Annotated in this window: 10 protein-coding genes; 4 read left to right on the plus strand and 6 right to left on the minus strand. The window is 47.1% G+C overall.

Annotation, left to right across the window (positions count from 1 at the left end):
• Positions 1–152: 152 nt before the first annotated feature.
• The 6 genes from HMPREF0645_RS02560 to HMPREF0645_RS02585 all read right to left on the minus strand — a co-directional run bounded on the left by HMPREF0645_RS02560 (position 153) and on the right by HMPREF0645_RS02585 (position 11,589).
• Positions 153–620 (minus strand): DUF1896 domain-containing protein, encoded by a 468-nt coding sequence (locus HMPREF0645_RS02560; protein ID WP_004357085.1) that lies wholly within the window; start codon positions 618–620, stop codon positions 153–155.
• A gap of 60 nt (positions 621–680) precedes the next feature.
• On the minus strand, positions 681–1,946 hold the full coding sequence (locus HMPREF0645_RS02565; protein ID WP_004357086.1) for a site-specific integrase: 1,266 nt from the start codon (positions 1,944–1,946) through the stop codon (positions 681–683).
• A 13-nt stretch (positions 1,947–1,959) separates the two neighbouring features.
• A complete protein-coding gene (locus tag HMPREF0645_RS02570) occupies positions 1,960–3,213 on the minus strand; it encodes a site-specific integrase (RefSeq protein WP_004357082.1) in 1,254 nt (417 codons plus the stop codon).
• A gap of 264 nt (positions 3,214–3,477) precedes the next feature.
• Positions 3,478–7,971: a DUF2958 domain-containing protein gene (locus HMPREF0645_RS02575; protein WP_007173276.1), complete on the minus strand. Its 4,494-nt coding sequence runs from the start codon at positions 7,969–7,971 to the stop codon at positions 3,478–3,480.
• A gap of 111 nt (positions 7,972–8,082) precedes the next feature.
• The gene (locus HMPREF0645_RS02580; protein WP_007173277.1) at positions 8,083–10,167 is read right to left on the minus strand and encodes a type IA DNA topoisomerase; all 2,085 of its coding nucleotides are present in this window, start codon (positions 10,165–10,167) and stop codon (positions 8,083–8,085) included.
• A gap of 21 nt (positions 10,168–10,188) precedes the next feature.
• Positions 10,189–11,589, minus strand: a complete 1,401-nt coding sequence (locus tag HMPREF0645_RS02585) for a DUF3945 domain-containing protein (protein ID WP_007173278.1) — start codon at positions 11,587–11,589, stop codon at positions 10,189–10,191.
• Positions 11,590–11,832: 243 nt separating this feature from the next.
• Between HMPREF0645_RS02585 and HMPREF0645_RS02590 the strand changes: the two genes are divergently transcribed.
• From HMPREF0645_RS02590 to HMPREF0645_RS02605, 4 genes are all read left to right on the plus strand, one after another.
• Positions 11,833–14,316, plus strand: a complete 2,484-nt coding sequence (locus tag HMPREF0645_RS02590; RefSeq protein ID WP_007173279.1) for an outer membrane beta-barrel protein — start codon at positions 11,833–11,835, stop codon at positions 14,314–14,316.
• A gap of 117 nt (positions 14,317–14,433) precedes the next feature.
• Positions 14,434–15,846, plus strand: coding sequence for a leucine-rich repeat domain-containing protein (locus HMPREF0645_RS02595; protein ID WP_007173280.1), 1,413 nt, complete (start codon positions 14,434–14,436; stop codon positions 15,844–15,846).
• A 61-nt stretch (positions 15,847–15,907) separates the two neighbouring features.
• Positions 15,908–16,438: a hypothetical protein gene (locus HMPREF0645_RS02600; protein ID WP_007173281.1), complete on the plus strand. Its 531-nt coding sequence runs from the start codon at positions 15,908–15,910 to the stop codon at positions 16,436–16,438.
• 6 nt (positions 16,439–16,444) lie between these two features.
• Entirely contained in the window at positions 16,445–17,122 is a 678-nt protein-coding gene (locus HMPREF0645_RS02605) for a DUF4903 family protein (RefSeq protein ID WP_007173282.1), read from the plus strand.
• Positions 17,123–17,137: the final 15 nt, after the last annotated feature.

Below are 17,137 nucleotides of genomic sequence, written 5' to 3' on the forward strand. Positions count from 1 at the left end.
AAACTTGAAAAGAAAAATCCTGCGGTGGAGATTCTTCTCTCCATCCGCAGGACTTGACCTTGTCAGGGCAGATTGGCTGCCGTTGTACCTTTGCACGATAAGAAACGGCATCAGGGACTTTGCGTGTGCCTTTGCTTACAACGCCTTTGGGCTTACCTCTCCGTCTGACCGATTATTGGCAAATGATTGCTCTTGGTAAGCAGCACTATCGTGCCTGTGAGTTCGGTGTAAAGACGGTCGTATTGCTCGTCAGAAGCAAATGTGTCCGTCAAACCGAACTTGTCGAATGTGGCTTGAATAGCCTTATTCGACAACAATATAGGTACGAGTTTCTCTGGGAGAGGTGCAGGCAGTTCCCTTTCAAACTCATTCTCAAACACGGATACAAGCGTATCATACTTGGAAAAGTGCAAGCCTTGATACAAAACCTCGCTTGCCATGCTTTCCGCTTCGGGGTGAGTGAAACCTTGCGCCACGGCATCGCAGTAAGCTGTGAGAGCCATATCTGCCCGTGTGGTGATAAACTCCGTATCTTGCAACCTCTCGGGGTGATGCTCACTCATATAACTTCTTAATTTCAATCGAAAGTAAGAAAGTTCCTGTTTGTTGTTCTTTTTCATTTTGTCCTTATTTAGTGTTGATACTTAATGATGGTTGTTTAACGGTCTAAGAAAATCATTTTATCCTATGCTTGGCTTTCTTGGCGGACAAACACGCAGGGCCTTTCGCAGTTGCCTTGTGGTATTGCTACCCATGAGTGGCTGCATCTCACGTGCAATCTTGCTCTTGCTAACCTTTGCATAGAGTTCGGTGGTTGAAATGAAGCGGTGTCCGAGCATCTTACTGACGGTTTCTATCGGCAAGCCGTTCTCCAAACAGATGGTCGTGGCAAAGGTATGTCGTGCCGTGTGCGAGGTGGCTTCGGTATGAGGTGGGAGTCCTGCCTTGATGATGATGTCCCTTATCTTGCGGTTGAAATGGCTATTCGTGGGGAACTCACGAAAGAGCAACCCCTCCTTTTGTCCGTCGCTGACAATGGTGAGTATCTCTTCGGCAATGGGCAATAAAGGAACAATGCTTCTGTTCTGAGTTTTTGTGCGACAGAGCGATATGTACCTGCGCCCATCGTCAAGTGTGTAAACATCGTCCATTCGGAGTTTCTTTAAATCAGAAAAAGCTAACCCCGTAAAACAGCCCAAGAGGAAGATGAGCCTGCAATGGTTGTCCACCGAGCGGTGAGGACGATATGAGAGAAGTTTGTGTAAATCGTCAGAAGTGAGGGCATTGCGCTCGTAGGTGGGCGTTTCAATGTCTATCTGCTCAAAAGGGTCTTCACGGATATATCGCTCTTGCAATGCTTTTCGGATGACTTGATGCAGGTGGCGCAGACGGTTGGAAACAGTGCTTTCCTTGTTTCCCAAGTCCCGTAGCATAAACAGGCGGTAATGTTCTATGAGGTCCTTGTCTGCCTCTTTGGGAAGACAGTCCCCGCTTCCCCTTTTTTTTAGAAAAAGTGCAAAATTCTTCCTACTGTCCCTGAAAGCCCTGACGGTAGCCTTTCCTATCGTCTTGCCCTGCAATGCCTCCTTGCTTTCACAGACGGATTGGTAAACCTCTATGAGTGTCGGGGTGGGTTTGTTTTGGTGCTGGTACTGCTCTTTCAGGTATTCAGCCGTAATGTAGTTCTCTTCTCTTAACGTGAGTTCATAGAGTGCGTGAAGTCGTTCTTCTATTGAGTTCAGTTGCAGATTGACGGCATTCGCTCTGTTTGCCACCACTTTTATGCGCCCTTTCTTTGATTGCCAATCATCGGGAGAGGTGTACAAACCTGTTGAGAATGAAGAAGACGCACCATTGCAGGTGATACGGCAGCGGATAATGCATTCATTCCTTTCGCTTGTCTTGCTTCTGTCTATATAGAATAGAATTGAAAATGTACTTTTCATTGTTCTTGGACTTTTAGTTGATTAAACGATATTGTGCGATGAGAGGGAGAATCTTCTCCACATCCCGAAAGACACGCTCTGGAGAAGTCTCTGCATACACCTGTGTGGTCTTTATCTGGCTGTGTCCGAGCATTTTCGATACGCTTTCGATGGACACGCCTTCTGAAAGCGTCATCTGCGATGCGAAGGTATGCCTTGCCATGTGATAGGTCAGCGTTTTCTGAATACCGCAAAGCCGTGCTATCTTTTTGAGGTGTATGTTCAACGTGTCACAGCCTGGTATGGGCAGCAGATACCCTTTTGGGGGTTCGTGGCGGAACGCCCTCGTATGAATGCCCCTGTACCGCTCAATGATGGCGGATGCTTCGGGTAATAATGGAATGTGACATACATTGCCCGTCTTCACTCTCGGCTTGCGTATCCAATCCATATCAGACTCGTGGATGATATGCTCTGCCGTGAGGTGGTACACATCCGTGTAGGAAAGACCGGTATAGCACGAAAAGAGAAACATATCCCTCGACATCTGCTCGTAGCCTTGCAGTTCGTTATCGGTTAATGCTGCAATCTTGTTTACTTCCTCCCTTGTAATGTATCGGGGTGTTCCAACGTCCCAGCGGATGGAATGACCGATAAAAGGATAGGAGTCTATGATGTGCCGTTTGTGCAGGTCTTTGAGCAGGGATGCCAGCATAGTAAGATAACCAGCCGAAGTGTTGAGTTTAAAACCCTTTTCTTTGGCAAAATACTCCTCCAAGTCCTTGATAAGGGCTGTATCGGCTTTTTGCACGGGAATATCGTCCACATGGTAGCGGCATCTCAGAAATTCAGACAGATGCTTGCGGAAGAGCAGCAGACATTTCAGTCTTCTTTCGCTGCGGTCTATGCCAACTCGCTCACGGAAGCGGTCGATATACTTGTCCGCATGATGAAGCAGCCCCTGCGACTCGCTGTTTAACCCGAATACAAGTTCCCTTATCTTCCCTGCCGTGACAGTGTTGTTCAACTTGCCCGAAAGCGATTCATAAACTTGATGGACACTTACTTGCAGTCGGTCAAGTTCCCTGTTCACTGATACGGCTTCGGAACTCTTTCCTACAAGTCGCTGTTTACGACTATCCCAAATTTTTGGCGTACAGGCACATTTGCAACTGAACTGAACCATTGAGCGACCGATACTGATGCGTCCCATGATGGGACTTTTTCCGTTTTTGTCCTGCGTACCTCTTTTGAGGTAGAAAAGCAGCTTGATTTTTTCTTTTTCCATTGTTTTTTTGCTTACAAAATTATACTTCCCAGAGGAACTTATAGCGATGCAAAACATTGATAATGAAAGAGAAAACACCGTTTTTGTTACCATTTCCAGCCGTTCTTTTCCTTTCATCGTTTCTCGAACGATTTGGTAACTGAACTCTTGCTTTTTCACTCCTTTTTTCGCCTATTTACCTTGATGCAACCCAATGAGAAAGCAGGCAATATATCTTGTGTTTCAATCAGATACACATTCTTCTCCTTTTCTTGCTTCCAACTCCTATACTTCCGCATAGAACGAGGCGAGTTCAGGCACTTTAATAAAGGTTCTGAAGCGTTCCTTCTGAATAATCTCATTCGTGATGGAAAACTCATAGTCGGTGGACTTCTTGGCAAAGACCGCTGCCCAAGCGTCAAAACTGTTGATGCCCTGCTTTTCCAGGGCTTGCGGGCGCAAGTATTTGAAAAGCAAGTATAATTCTGTTAGTGAATTACTGATAGTAGTTCCCGAAAGGAATGTCGCCCCCAGATCCTTGCCCGACCGCTCCTGTATAGTGCGAATGGCAAAGAGCATATTGAGCGCACGCTGCGAGCCGTCCGGATTGCCCAAGCCCGACACTCTGTCGTGGCGAGTATTAAACATCAGGTTCTTGAATTGATGGCTTTCATCTACAAAAAGGTGGTCAATACCCATCATCTTGAAATCCACGGCATCGTCCTTGCGCTCGGCAATGCTGTCTTGAATGCCCTGCAACTTGGCTTCCAAGGTCTGCTTACGTTTTTCTAAGCCTTTGAGCATGGCACGGGAAATGTCCGCTCCCTGCATACGGAGTACTTCAAGGTTTTCCTCCACAGAATCTTTTTCTTTCTGCAAAATCACTTCTTGTATCTCCAAAGCCTGCGGTATCATGCCAAACTGCTCATGCGTAAGGATAATGCAATCCCAATCGTTGTTCTTGATGTCGTTGAAGATACGCTGGCGATTTTGCTTACTGAAGTCGTTCTTGCCTGGATAGAGTATCTTGGCATTGGGATAAGCCTTGCGAAACGTGTCGGCAATATCGAATACATTTGCCTTCAGTCCGATAATCATCGGCTTGTTGGCTAATCCCAACCGCTTCATCTCGTAGGCAGCCGTACACATAATAAGCGTCTTGCCCGCACCCACCTCGTGGTCGCAGATACCTCCGCCATTGGTTTTGAGCATCCATACGGCATCCTTCTGACTCTTATAAAGGTCTGGTATGCCCAACCTTTTAAGGTCGAGGTTGGGAAACGACTGGTGCGTACCGTCAAAATTGGGACGCACAAAGCAATTGAAAAGGCGGTTGTAACGGTCAGAGAGCTGCTCTTTGAACGTGTCAGGTGTCCGTCCGAGCCAGTCCACAAAACCCTGTCTGATTTCCTCAATCTTGGCGTTCGCCATCTGTGTGGCATGTCCGTCCCTTACTTTGATGGTCTTGGTTTCTCCCGTAATTTTATCCGTCACTTCCTTGCTCTTGTTGATGTCGGGAATGGTATTGTGAAGTGCGTGTTTCAGCAGGTTGATGCCGTCATATCGGCGAAATTCTCCCTGCACGGCATATTTGTGCCAGATATTGGCATTCTTTCGGTCGCAGACAAGGGAATACTCGTCCATATTGGAATGGTAGGACACGTTGATGTCTGTCTCGAAGAACTCCGAAGCAAACTTGCCATAGACTTTGGCAGGTATCCATCGTTCACCGAGATTGAAGTCCAAATCGGCAAAGGGAATGGGCGTAGGCGTGGCGGCACGCAGGGCGGCAAGACCTTGCTTTGCTTCCTCGTGTTCGGGATGATCCAAGAGCCACGACTCGATACGCTCCGCCTTTTCAATCACGTTGCCTGAAATGAATTTGTCGGCTACCTCGTAGCTGTTCTCTTCGGGATTGTAGAAGATGCGCCCCTCCAAGGCGGAAAGCATATCACTCTCTTCCATGTCGGGGAGCAGGGAACTCATATAGTCAAGTTCCACCGTGCCGTATTTGTTGAGTGATGCGCCCAATGCCTCCATCGGGTCTGCGGCAATGGACAGTTCGGTGGTGGAGAAAGCCGTCGGATGGTCGAAGATGTCCGCTTTGATGTACTTGCCGTTCTCGGAGCGTTCCAAGAACAGCATTTCCACTCCTGTGGCATCCATTTTGATGACATCGGTATTTGTCTTTTGATTGAAATTCCCCCAACGACCTACATAGCCATCATAAAGACGGTTGAGTTTCTCACGCTCTTCCTTGTCCTCCGCTTGGTTGTTCGCCTCGTAATCATAGAGTCTGTGATAACTCTCCCTAATCTCAATGTATGCTTTCAGCCGTGAGAGCTGGGCAAAGGGCAAGTCCATAGGATTGAAAGTGGGATGTCGTTTCAGGTCAGAGAGAAAGCCAACCTGTCCTTTTTGCATGACAATAGAGCCGTCCCTCAGATGAGAGTCGGGCGATGAGAGAAAGGGACGCGGTGAAGCGTCAAACTCTTTCTTGACTTCTGCTATGGGCTGTAGCTTGCGAGGCTCGGCTTCCTCCATAAAGTCAAAGAGCGAGGGCTCTCTGACGGGAGCAGATGCAGTTTTCTTGTTTCTGCGGGGATTGCTTGGGGTGCTTCTTGCTGGCTTGGGTTGCCTGCTCGCAGGAAGTGATTGGTTTTCGCTGAGCTTCTTTTGTTGAGCAGCCTCCTTGATTTCATTATTTACACGGACTACATCTTGTGTCCAAAGACTATATTCCTCCGGGGCAAACAAGAACTGTTCCGTTGCTTCTGTCTCTATGGCGCTATCTATAATCGGATGATGGTCTTCATCAAAGAATACAGTTTGTCCGTTCATTTCACGTGGGGATTCCACGTCTGTGCGAATTTCACGGCTTTCTTGTTCGTATTGTCTTTGAAGGGTAATTACGGGGACACCTTCTGGCGCAGGTTCAGTTTCAGGCTCTATTGTTGGAAGTACCTGTGCAGCTTGTGCTTCTTTTTCTGTCTCTGATTCGTTTCTTGATTCATCTGCCACTATCTTATTACCATCTTCGACCTTCTCTTGGGGCAGAGTGTCTTCCTGTACTGGTCTTAGAACTTCCTGACGGTTTTCTTCCTTGACTTCCTCTATGATGGGTTCTTTAGTGTATTGTCCTCTGACAATCTCCTCCAGCTCCGCAATCTCGTGCAATTTTGTGGGCTTGAAGTATAAGTCCCGCTCAATTCCCAAGCCTCTGACCTTTACTTCCTCCATTTCATCAAGCGACATTGTACCCAATTCCCAGCCGTAGCCCATCGTAACAGCACCGAAGCCGATGCGCTCCTTGGGGTCGTACTCCAATAGATAAGCCGTGTAAGCCCCCATTGGGAAAAAGTAGCGAGCGTAGGCTATTCTATCGCCAATGAGTTCTTTTTCTGTCTTATAGAGTTTGGGAAGCTGTTTTTTGATGCTATCAGGCATCAGATTATAGGCATTATCTTCTTCCTTATCCTTGATTTCCTGTTCATGAGGTGTTTCTTCCGTTTTTAAGCCTCCTTGCACTTTCTGCACCATCTTGTCCACGTGTACCTGCCATTCCTCCCCGGTCATGGGTATGCCAGTTTCATAGAGTTTACGATCGAAACGCTGCTCCACTTCCAAAGAGAGCTGTGTACGCAGACTGTCAGCCATATCCTCGATACCGCCGTCAAACGTATATTCCCAAGCGGGCTTGCCGTATGGATCCGTACCCATTTGTCTGTCTGTGGCAATCGTGCGGTGGGAAATATTCTTCCATTCGCCCTCGAAGAGTGAGTTGTGGTTGAACGCAATAGAAAAACCGTCGCCTTTGGGAACAGAGGCGGTTTGTACAAACTGCTGCTCGATGCCTTCACCAATTTCCTTGCCCGACTGCTTTTGCAGGACAATGAGGTCGCTGCCAACATCCGTACCTGCATTCTCGGAGAACATACCCGAAGGCAAACGGATAGCGGAGATAAGCCGGCTGTTCTGCATGAGGTAACGGCGGATGGCTTCATTTTTGGGACTGTCCAATACGCCCTGCGAGGTAATAAATGCAAGAAGTCCGCCCTCTTTGATAGTGTCCAGCCCTTTCACAAAGAAATAATTGTGAATGGTTCTGGTGGATTCCCGTTTAAGGATATTCTCTCCCTTGCTATAACTACGGTCATAGACCATAAAGTCGCCAAAGGGAATGTTGCTGGTGATAAGGTCGTATTTATCCTTCTCTTCCAATTCCCCGATGGCTTCAAAGGGTTCTTGCCGAACAAAGATATTGTCCTTGCCGTAAGGATGCAGGGCTTGTGTGATGCGTGCCGTCAGCAGGTCTTTTTCCATTGCATCGACCATGCCTGCTTGTTTGGCAAAGGTTTCGGTAAAGGCTCCCACACCTGCCGATGGGTCCAAGCATCGTCTTACTTGCACATCGGTGGCACTAAGGGCATCGGCAATGGCAGAGACGATACGGGTATCGGTATAGAAGGAAGTTAGTACGCTTGCCTTGATACTCTCCCAATAGCGTTTGGCGGTGTTGGCATCGACGGCATCACGGTAAATCATCTGCTTGAGCCTTTGGGTAGGCTCGAACAAATTTTGCTCCGATGCACTCCAATAGCGGAGGTCATCGGGATTATCACATCGGTTCAAGACGCATTTCAGACCACCGAAACCTTGATAACCTCTGAGCAGGACTTTCTCGGCTTCGGTGGCTTCACGTCGTTCTTTCTCTAATCGGAGGATCATACGGATGGCTTCCGTATTGCCCTCCAAGACTGCTTTCTTATTGTATGCCATAGTTTTTCTGTTTTAAGATGGAGAGAGAATATTAGTCGGGGGGTCATTTCTGACGTATAGTTCTTTTTACTATCTCCCAACTAATTTGTTTTATCTCCGATTCTGTGAGAGTTATCTCCCTCGTGCTTTGCCTTTCTTTCCCTCAAACTCAAAGGAGGTGGTATAGTCTTCGCCCAGAACAAGACGTGCGTTGAACTTCTTGCCTGCCTTGCTCGTCAAGCCTTTGAGGATGGGCGTTCGCCCGGTGGTTATCAAATCACGGATATTGTCTTCGGAAAGGAACGTGCCGCAGATTTCACGGAAGATGTGGAAGTCGCAGCCCTCGTGCCTGCATTTGGCAATCTTGGCATAGATGCCCACGCTTTCGTTGCCGCATTTGGGACAGCGGTAGGTGGGATAGGACTTCTGCATCGGTGGAGCAAGGGCAAGGAGTTCCTCGCAAATCGTCTCCACGTAGGAGTTGATGCCTTGCGCGAACTTCTCGGGGGGCATCTGTCCTGCCTCAATGGCAGCAAGGGTCAGTTCCCACGAACCTGTCATCTCTGCATTGGCAATTCGTTTGTCCTTGACAATCTCATAGACTGCCAAGCCTTTCTCTGTCGGGACTACCGTCTTCTTTTCTCTTCGGATATAGTCTCGCAGAATCAATGTCTCGATGATGTTGGCGCGGGTGGCAGGTGTACCGATGCCGCACTCTGCCATTGCTCTTTTACTTTCTGCATCTGATACCTCTTTCCCTGCGTTTTCCATAGCAGAAAGCAAAGTCGCTTCAGTATAGAGCGGTTTCGGCTTGGTCTTGTGCTCGGTAATTTCTGAAGAAAGTAGCGGTAACACCTCGTTTTCTGTTAGATTGGGCAATACGGATAAAGTCTGTTCTTCATCCTCCTTACCTTTTTCATCGTTCGTGCCAGTACCTTGCTGTACGGCTTTCCAGCCCAAAGAAATGCTTCGACATGCCTTCCAAATGAAGGTGTTTGTACCGTCGGACAATTCCACCTGCATACGCTCCTCCTCTGAATCGGGAGAAAAGGCTTCGATGAAACGGCGGACTACCATTTGGTGGATGGTCGTTTCATCTGCCGATAGTCCCGATGGAGTTTCACCCGTAGGGATGATGGCGTGGTGGTCGGTTACCTTGTCGCTGTCCACCGAATGGCGGTTAAACGGAGTCGGAAGTGTTTCTCTTATCTTGCGCAGCAAGGCGGGTACTTCCTCGAAAACGTCTTCACTGATGTATCGACTGCCGGTGCGGGGATAGGTCGTGATTTTCTTCTCATAGAGGCTCTGAGCTATTGAGAGGGTTTTATCTGCTGAAAAGCCATGCTTTTTGTTGGCTTCCTTTTGTAGAGTGGTAAGGTCGAACAAGAGGGGTGGCGACGTATGCGTTACCTTTCTTGCGACCGATATTACCTGAAGCCTGCTCTGTTCGCGAAGCAAAGAGAGAGCGGACTGTGCATCGGCTTCACTCTCGAATGCACCACTGCTCACGGCTTTCAGCGATATGCCCTCTTTCTCTGTTGCTACGGAGAGTTTCCAATATGGAACGGAAGAAAAATCACGATTTTCTATATACCGACGGCAGACCATTGCGAGTGTAGGGGTCTGTACTCGTCCCAAAGAGTAACCGCCTTTGCGTGCGATGGACAGGGCACGGCTGGCATTGATGCCCACAAGCCAATCGGCTTCACTTCTTGCCTTGGCGGAGTGATAGAGATTGTCATACGCAGTTCCTGCCTTGAGATGGGCAAGTCCTTCACGGATGGCTTTATCCGTGAGGGAGGAAATCCAAAGTCTGTCAAAAGGTTTGTGGCAGTTCAAATGGTTGTAGATATAGCGGAAGATGAGTTCACCTTCACGCCCAGCATCGGTGGCTACGATGATGCGGTCAGCCTTGTCGAAACAACCTCGGATAGCTTTGAGCTGTTTGAGTGCTGCGGGGTCTGACGTGTAGTCCTTATCCTTACGAACTTGTCGCACGATAAGCTGGAAAGGATTGGGACGGATGGGCAGATCTTCGGCTTTATAGGCTGCAAAACCGTAGGCTTCGGGCATGGCAAGGGTGATGAGATGTCCCATCGCCCATGTTACCACATAACCGCTACCTTCCAAAAATCCGTCTTGTCTGGTATTAGCTCCTACTATACGGGCTATATCTCTGGCTACCGAGGGTTTCTCGGCAATAATACAAGTAATCATAGTCGGGTTTGGTTTTAAGGGTTACATCTTGGGTCCACGGCGCTGCTGTTTCTTCTCGTCCTGTTTCTGCTTTTGGGCGGCAGTGGGCTGTGTCTGCCCGGACTTTAACGGCTCGTTCACGTTCTTGGTGGCTTCGTTGGTCTTGCCTTGGTTGTTCACTGCAACCTGTGTCTTGTGTTCTTCGGCTACGGCTACCACCTTTTCCTTGCCGGTCTCCTGCTTCTTGTCTGGATTCCACTTGTAGAAACGCGGGCGGTTCTGTTCCTTGTCCATCTTGACGTAGGCATTAAAAGGTTGCCCTTCCTTGTCCACCATGTTCTTCAGATAAAGTGTGCGACCGCTGTCCAAGGCTTCACGCTGCTTGTCGGAGAGTTCCAAACCGCAGAGCTTATGTGGTGCGCCTTGTTGTTGGCTGTGCTGCTGTCGCTCCTTCAAGCCTTGCTTGTTGTTGAAGATAAACTCGATGCCTTTCTTCTCGGCATTGACTTGCAGGGTAGCATCAAAGGACTTACCACTCTTAGCGGTCATTCCTTCCACTTTCACGGCTTTGCCCTCTACAAGGTCTTTGTACTGCGCATCGGAAAGCGTAACGCCTTTGATTTCCTTTGGAATAGCCACACGGTCGGCACGAAGGGCAATGAGTTCGTTGGTCTGAGGGTCAATGGAGACGTATGCGGCAAAAGGTTCGCCCTTTTTGGGCGTTATCTCGATGGTCTTTCCAAGATTACCCGTTGCAAGGAGTTGTTCTTTCTCTTCATTAGAGAACTTGTGTCCCATATAGGGGAAGTCGAGCTGTGGCTCTTTGCGAAGCGGGTGAACTGCCAAGCCGATATTACCCTCGCCATCGGTACGAAATGCCAAACGGGCATCGGTGTAGATGGTGGTATCACCCATAGGTATGGCAATGGTAACAAGGTTACTCTTCTGCCAGTTGAGCATTTTTGCCAACTCTCCACTCTGTTCCAATCGCTCACGGGTAAGTCCGAGGTTGTCGAGCTGCTTCCAATCTATCTTTGACTCGTCAATCGCAGTGGCATTCTTCTGTTTGGGTAGGAAGTCGTCAAAGCGCACTTGACTATCTGCCAACTGCTGCTTGTTCTCTGGCTTCTCACGGTTCTGAAGCATGGTGTGGAGCGATGCCACACCTTGTTCTACGTTGTTAGCTACTACTTTGTAGAGTCCGAAACGGGACGGCTCGTTGAACTGTTTGAGGAAATTGGTCATGAAGTTCTTCAACAAGCCATCCTTGTTGTTGAACTTCAAAAAGGCTACCTGATGCACGTTTTTGGCTTCCGTTGTTTGGAGCTTGCCTTTGTCGTCAATCCCAGAGACCACTGAGAGTTTCCCAGCTTCATTCTCGTTCTTCACTTCCGCGCGGTCTTCTAATACCAGCACATAATTGTCATTGTTGTTCGATTCCATAAATCATTTATTATTGAATGAATAATTCATTATCGAACAGCAAAATTATAGCAATAATATTATGAATTTAGAAATGAGGAAATGTTGGGAAGTAGTAGGAAATACCAGGAAAAGAAAATTATTGGTTGAGCAAACAATAATCAAAAGCAGAATTAAAAATACAAATTTATGTATTTATGATTTTTGCAAAATCGCCATTTTAAGGTATTGCATATTCTGATTGACAACCATAACTTTGCAAAAATGATGACTCAAAGGCCTTTTTTGACATTTGTCCTTCTGTTTCTGTTTAATCTCACAGCTAATTCCATCATATTGGATATTGTTGTGGGTGATACCATATCCCCCACACTCAGGTCGGATTCTTTACTCAAAAAAACGATAGAACTTGATGAAGTTCTGGTTATCGGCGAGCGCAAACTGATTACAATGCGGAAGGATACGACCTTTATCAATACCAATTGTCTGCGGGTGAGACAGGGAGCTAATCTGGAAGACCTGATACAGGAAATTCCGGGTATGGAGTATGACAGGAACAACAAAACTTTGTCGTTCAAGGGAAAAATTCTCAATGGGGTAAATATCAACGGAGAAAAGTTCATGGGCAACGACATCATCGCTGCTTTGGAAAACCTGCCTGCCGATGCCGTGGAGTTGCTGAAGCTATACGACATGCTCAGTGCTCTAGAGAAAATGACGGGTGTGGACGACGGGGCTGACAACTTCGTGCTGGATATCAAGACGAAATCTTCCTATAATGGCAGCCTGACGGGTTCTCTTACGGCAGAGCATGGCAGCCAAGACAGGCGTAAGGATGAGATGCAGGGTAATCTGTTCAATGCGAATGGCGAAAACGCGACGCTGACAATCCGTTCAGACAACCTGAGCAACACGAGCGTGGGAAAAGATAATTTTCAGAATATACTGGCGGGAAACATCGTGAAGAAATTCGGTAAAAAAATTACGTTTAATGCTAACCTCTCGCTCAACACCTTCCATAATGAAAGCACGAGCGACGACTTCTATGAGCAATACCTTACATCTGGAACAAATTATCAAAAATCCACGTTATTCTTCCTTGGTAAAAGTCATAACCATTCGGCAATTATAAGCTTTCAGTACAACATCAACGAAAAGACACTGTTGAATGTCATGTTCAACGGAACCCTCGGGAATTCGGACAACCTGACTGACAACACGACCTCTCTTTATGAGCAAAACAGCACGAGGGCAGACACGTTGACCTCGGGAATGCTGAGAAGCGGTGCTAAGGGAAACAACAGGAAATATTACTTTTCTTCCGACTTCACCCGACGCATCGGTAAGGGTGGAGCCTCCATCACTTTTGAGACATCACTCAGCGGCAGTTCAGACAGAACGGAGAACAGCAGCCTTTCAAAGACCAGATTCCATCATCTGCTCAATGCGTTAGGTAATGACTCCGTTCTCCTTCGCAACCTCTGCCAGCAGATGCCTTCACGACGAAACGAAGCCCTGATGTCTCTGCGCTACACACAGCCCATTGGCAAACAGCTGAGATTGCAGGTCAGTTATGGGTTGCGAAACGAGAAGAGCATGAACACAAGCGATACTTATGACGATGCCATGCAGCATCTACATATCGACAGCCTTAGCTATGAAAGCGCACTATCTACATTGGGACAGCAGATCAGGCTGCAAATGGACTATAAGGGCAGTCGATGGAAAATCAACGGAGGCATTAATGTGGAGTGGCAGCAGCGCCACATCAGCCGCCGGCACACACTGCAAGCCGTGGACTCCACCGTCAGAGCCGTTGAATACAAGCCTATGTTCAATGTGAAATGGAACGGACGAAGCCTGGATATGGAACTGCGTTACAGCGGCAGCAGTCAGCTGCCCTCCATTCAGGAACTATTGACGATTGACGACAAGCGTAATCCGCTTTACCATGGACTGGGAAATCCTAACCTTAATCCATCATTTCGTCAGCAGCTGTCTTTTAGTTTGGATCATCAAAAATCCGGATTGACCCTGACGGGCAACTGGAGGAACACATTCAATGATCTTGCGAACGAGGTGTCGTATGAAGAAAATACGGGCGCACGGACCTACAGGACGGTAAACGTTGGAGGAAACTATTCCGTTTCCGGAATGCTGCAATGGCAAAAGCAGATAAAGCGTCTCGTGCTGTCGGGCAGTACAGGAGGTTCTTTTCAGAACCACGTCTATTTCCTGAACGAACAAACGCAAGGCAACTCCTCGAAATGTAAGACGCACATATACGGAAACTCTATCTCCATTAGAGGCAGTTATCAGCCTAAATGGGGAAGTATAGACCTGCATGGCAGTTTGCAGACGAGTCGTTCACATAACCTTCTGACAGACATTCGTGTCAACACTTTTGATTACGATTTTGGTGTCAGTGGCACAATCGACATTCCCCATGATGTGCAGATTTGGGGCGACGCAAACGGTCGCCTGCATCGCGGAACCTATGCGGTGACTGATGACGACCAGTGGCTGCTGAACATCGGAGCATCGTGGCGTTTCCTCAAAAAGAAACAGGCAACCCTCTCGTTCAAGTGGAACGACATTCTGAACAGGCGCACCCCCCTTATGCGCTCTGTTACGGAATACGGTTATCACGAGAGCTATCGTCCACAAATCAGAAGCTATGTCCTTCTCTCTTTGAGATACCGTTTTAGCATAAGTAAGCGTAAATCAGAGGGAAATCACCACAAATAGTTATATCCTCATAAATGAGGATAGGGAGTTGTCCGCTAAAATCATAGATTTTGGGTATTGTGGCATCATTATAAATAACCTATCTTTGCACCAAAACAGTTTAATTAATATAAAAAAATGAGAACCATAAGAAAAATCGCACTGCCAGTAATGGCATTTCTTGTAATGGGGCTTGCCTCATGCAACAAGGACGAGGCAATTAATTACAGTACAAAGTCCCTTAAAAACACAGAGTTGATGGACATTCTGAAAAAGAGGGGCTTTGCCTTTGACAAAGACGGCAAGTTGGAACTCAACGACTTGGCGGAGAAAACCACCACATTGGATTTAAGTGGAACCAAACTCAAAGATCTCAGCGGACTTGACATTCTGCCCAACCTGAAGGAGGTGAAGCTGTCGAACAATGACTATAAACTTTCATTCGACTTTTCACAACTCCCCTCGCAAATCACCGGTGTTGATTTAACCGGCAATGAGATTTATGAGTTTACAGGGTTGACCAAAGAGGACGAAACCGGCAATATCACGATATTGCATCATCTTAACAAACTTTACCTGCCCAACAGTGCAAAATACAACGAGGACGAAATCGTGAATTTCTTCACGACTGCAAAAGACGTTGATATGCAGATGAGCGATGAAAAAGGAACTTTGCAGAAGTACAACACACTGCGCGAGGTGCCGGACGAAGTGCTGCGCAAGGGTATGAAAGAGGTTTTCCCCAGTATTTTTACTGGCGACAAGGTAGATATTGCCAAACGAATTGTTAATCCAGAGGAGGCTGTCATGCCAACGGCATTTATGGAGGCAGATATTAATAATTTCGAGGGATTGCAATATATCATACACAACAAGGGCTGGAGAGGTACTACAGTTGTTACCTACACGGAAAGCGAGAAAGAATTTACAACGTCGATACCATATCTCAAGATTCCTAAGACGGTGCAGGGCTTGATATTGACCAATGTCAGTACGCCAAATGGTATAGACATCAGTGCTTGCACGGATCTCATGAAAGTGAGCATCAACGATAACCCATCTCTCAAGGAACTGGATTTTAGCATGGTAAAGGCATGGGGACAGCGAGGTTATCAGACGGAAATAGCCTCTGAAGGGATGAGCTATATGGAAATCGTGAACTGTGCGAATTTGGAGAAGATAACGCTACCAAAAGAAGCGAAGCACACCAGTACACTGAGTTTCATTGCACTGCCGAACTTGAAAGAGCTGAATTTTGCGAACTTCGCCTTTGTGCCAAACATGGACCTATACGATTTACCTAAGTGTAAAATAACTTATCCGACGAACAAGCTTGAAGAGCATACAGTTACAATGCCTAATGGCACAACTGAGAAAAAAGAGGCTATATTTACTATTTCCAAGGAATTGTTTGATGCGACTAATGCAAAGGAATATGTTATGAAAAACAAGGGAACTTTGCGTAGTGGCACGTCGTTTTCTTGTATGAACTCCGTTCTCGGCAAAATGGCAAGAAAAATGAAAGCCTATGACTGGTCTAAGGATTATTAAGTGATTTCACCACTTATGTTCTTTCATTTTATTCATTCACAACTTTTTAATTTTTTAAAACATGAGAAAGTTATTTTTGATGCTTGCGTTTATCGCAACAAGTTTATTCACTGCCAATGCGCAGGTGAATGGGTTTAACAACGTTCTTTTCGCACAAGGAAGCGAGAAAGTGGCAGGAGTTTACACGGGCAAAATCATTCATGCCTATATGAACAAAAAGAAGGATGTGGCCTACCGTTTCCAAGACTATGTGAATTTCGAACTGGTTGACAGGGGAGGCGGTATGTACGCACTTCGCGGTATTTTGGAATTCCAAGCTGGACCTGCAAAACACGAGATTGACTTCTCGGACGAACGGGTTACGCTCAACACCGATGCCAATGGCAACATCATCAGCGCGACTGGCAAAGGGCATATCAGAGTGTCCGTTTGGAAACAGGATTGGGTGAACAGTGATTTCACGGTAACAGTTCCCGTTGGCACATCATACGCAAGGGACGGAGTCCTCAATCTCAGGTTGGAGTGCGATGTAGTTGGTGGTGTACTTGGCAAGCCGTATAAGGCCATCTTCGAGTTTAATGGTAATAAGTAAGGAGACATGACTAAGGAAAAGTTTTCGCTTTTACTTGGTTTGGCACTCACCGCCTGTTTGGTCTTCTCGTCGTGCAATAGCGACGAGAAGATTAACTCCACTCCCATTCAGGACGAGGTGATACTCGCTAAAGCCAAGGAATTGCTGACCAAGGAAGAATTTATAGTGCTTCGTGCACGCGCGATGATGGGCCCTGAGGACAAGACGCGGTTGCCCGAGGGGTGTCCGCTTAAATATTATTTCTCGTGGAACACCGCTGCAGGTAAAGCCGACCGTCCGCTCAACATCAAACTCATCAAATTCACGGTAGGAAGTATGCCACTCACGGTAGATTTCAACATCCACTGCAAGTTCATTCCGCTTAACAAGTGGGAACGCGACGAGTACAAGGGCGACGGATGGATAAAGTTCGTAGGCGAGAAAGGCGACGTGGGATACATACCTAACGAGAAAGACGAGAAGGGTATCTACACCGATGGAGAAGGTGGATTGGGCACCGTAGTGGGCTATCTCAACGTAGACACCAAAGAGATAGAATTCTCAACCAATTTCAACGTGATGCTGATGCAGAGTTTTGTCTACCGACAAAAGATTGATTACTCTAAAAAACTTACTTATGAACAGGACTTCAAGCAGTACGAAGAGGATCTTGCGAAGTATAAGAAAGAGCATGGCATTCTCTAATGTAATGAAGATACC

This window comes from Hallella bergensis DSM 17361 (assembly GCF_000160535.1).
Lineage (GTDB): Bacteria > Bacteroidota > Bacteroidia > Bacteroidales > Bacteroidaceae > Prevotella > Prevotella bergensis.

Bases quoted from the DNA above. Each gene is read 5' to 3' on its own strand.
- HMPREF0645_RS02605 (WP_007173282.1), top strand. From the start codon at position 16,445: ATGACTAAGGAAAAGTTTTCGCTTTTACTTGGTTTGGCACTCACCGCC.
- HMPREF0645_RS02575 (WP_007173276.1), bottom strand. From the start codon at position 7,971: ATGGCATACAATAAGAAAGCAGTCTTGGAGGGCAATACGGAAGCCATC.
- HMPREF0645_RS02600 (WP_007173281.1), top strand. From the start codon at position 15,908: ATGAGAAAGTTATTTTTGATGCTTGCGTTTATCGCAACAAGTTTATTC.
- HMPREF0645_RS02590 (WP_007173279.1), top strand. From the start codon at position 11,833: ATGATGACTCAAAGGCCTTTTTTGACATTTGTCCTTCTGTTTCTGTTT.
- HMPREF0645_RS02595 (WP_007173280.1), top strand. From the start codon at position 14,434: ATGAGAACCATAAGAAAAATCGCACTGCCAGTAATGGCATTTCTTGTA.
- HMPREF0645_RS02580 (WP_007173277.1), bottom strand. From the start codon at position 10,167: ATGATTACTTGTATTATTGCCGAGAAACCCTCGGTAGCCAGAGATATA.
- HMPREF0645_RS02570 (WP_004357082.1), bottom strand. From the start codon at position 3,213: ATGGAAAAAGAAAAAATCAAGCTGCTTTTCTACCTCAAAAGAGGTACG.
- HMPREF0645_RS02565 (WP_004357086.1), bottom strand. From the start codon at position 1,946: ATGAAAAGTACATTTTCAATTCTATTCTATATAGACAGAAGCAAGACA.
- HMPREF0645_RS02585 (WP_007173278.1), bottom strand. From the start codon at position 11,589: ATGGAATCGAACAACAATGACAATTATGTGCTGGTATTAGAAGACCGC.
- HMPREF0645_RS02560 (WP_004357085.1), bottom strand. From the start codon at position 620: ATGAAAAAGAACAACAAACAGGAACTTTCTTACTTTCGATTGAAATTA.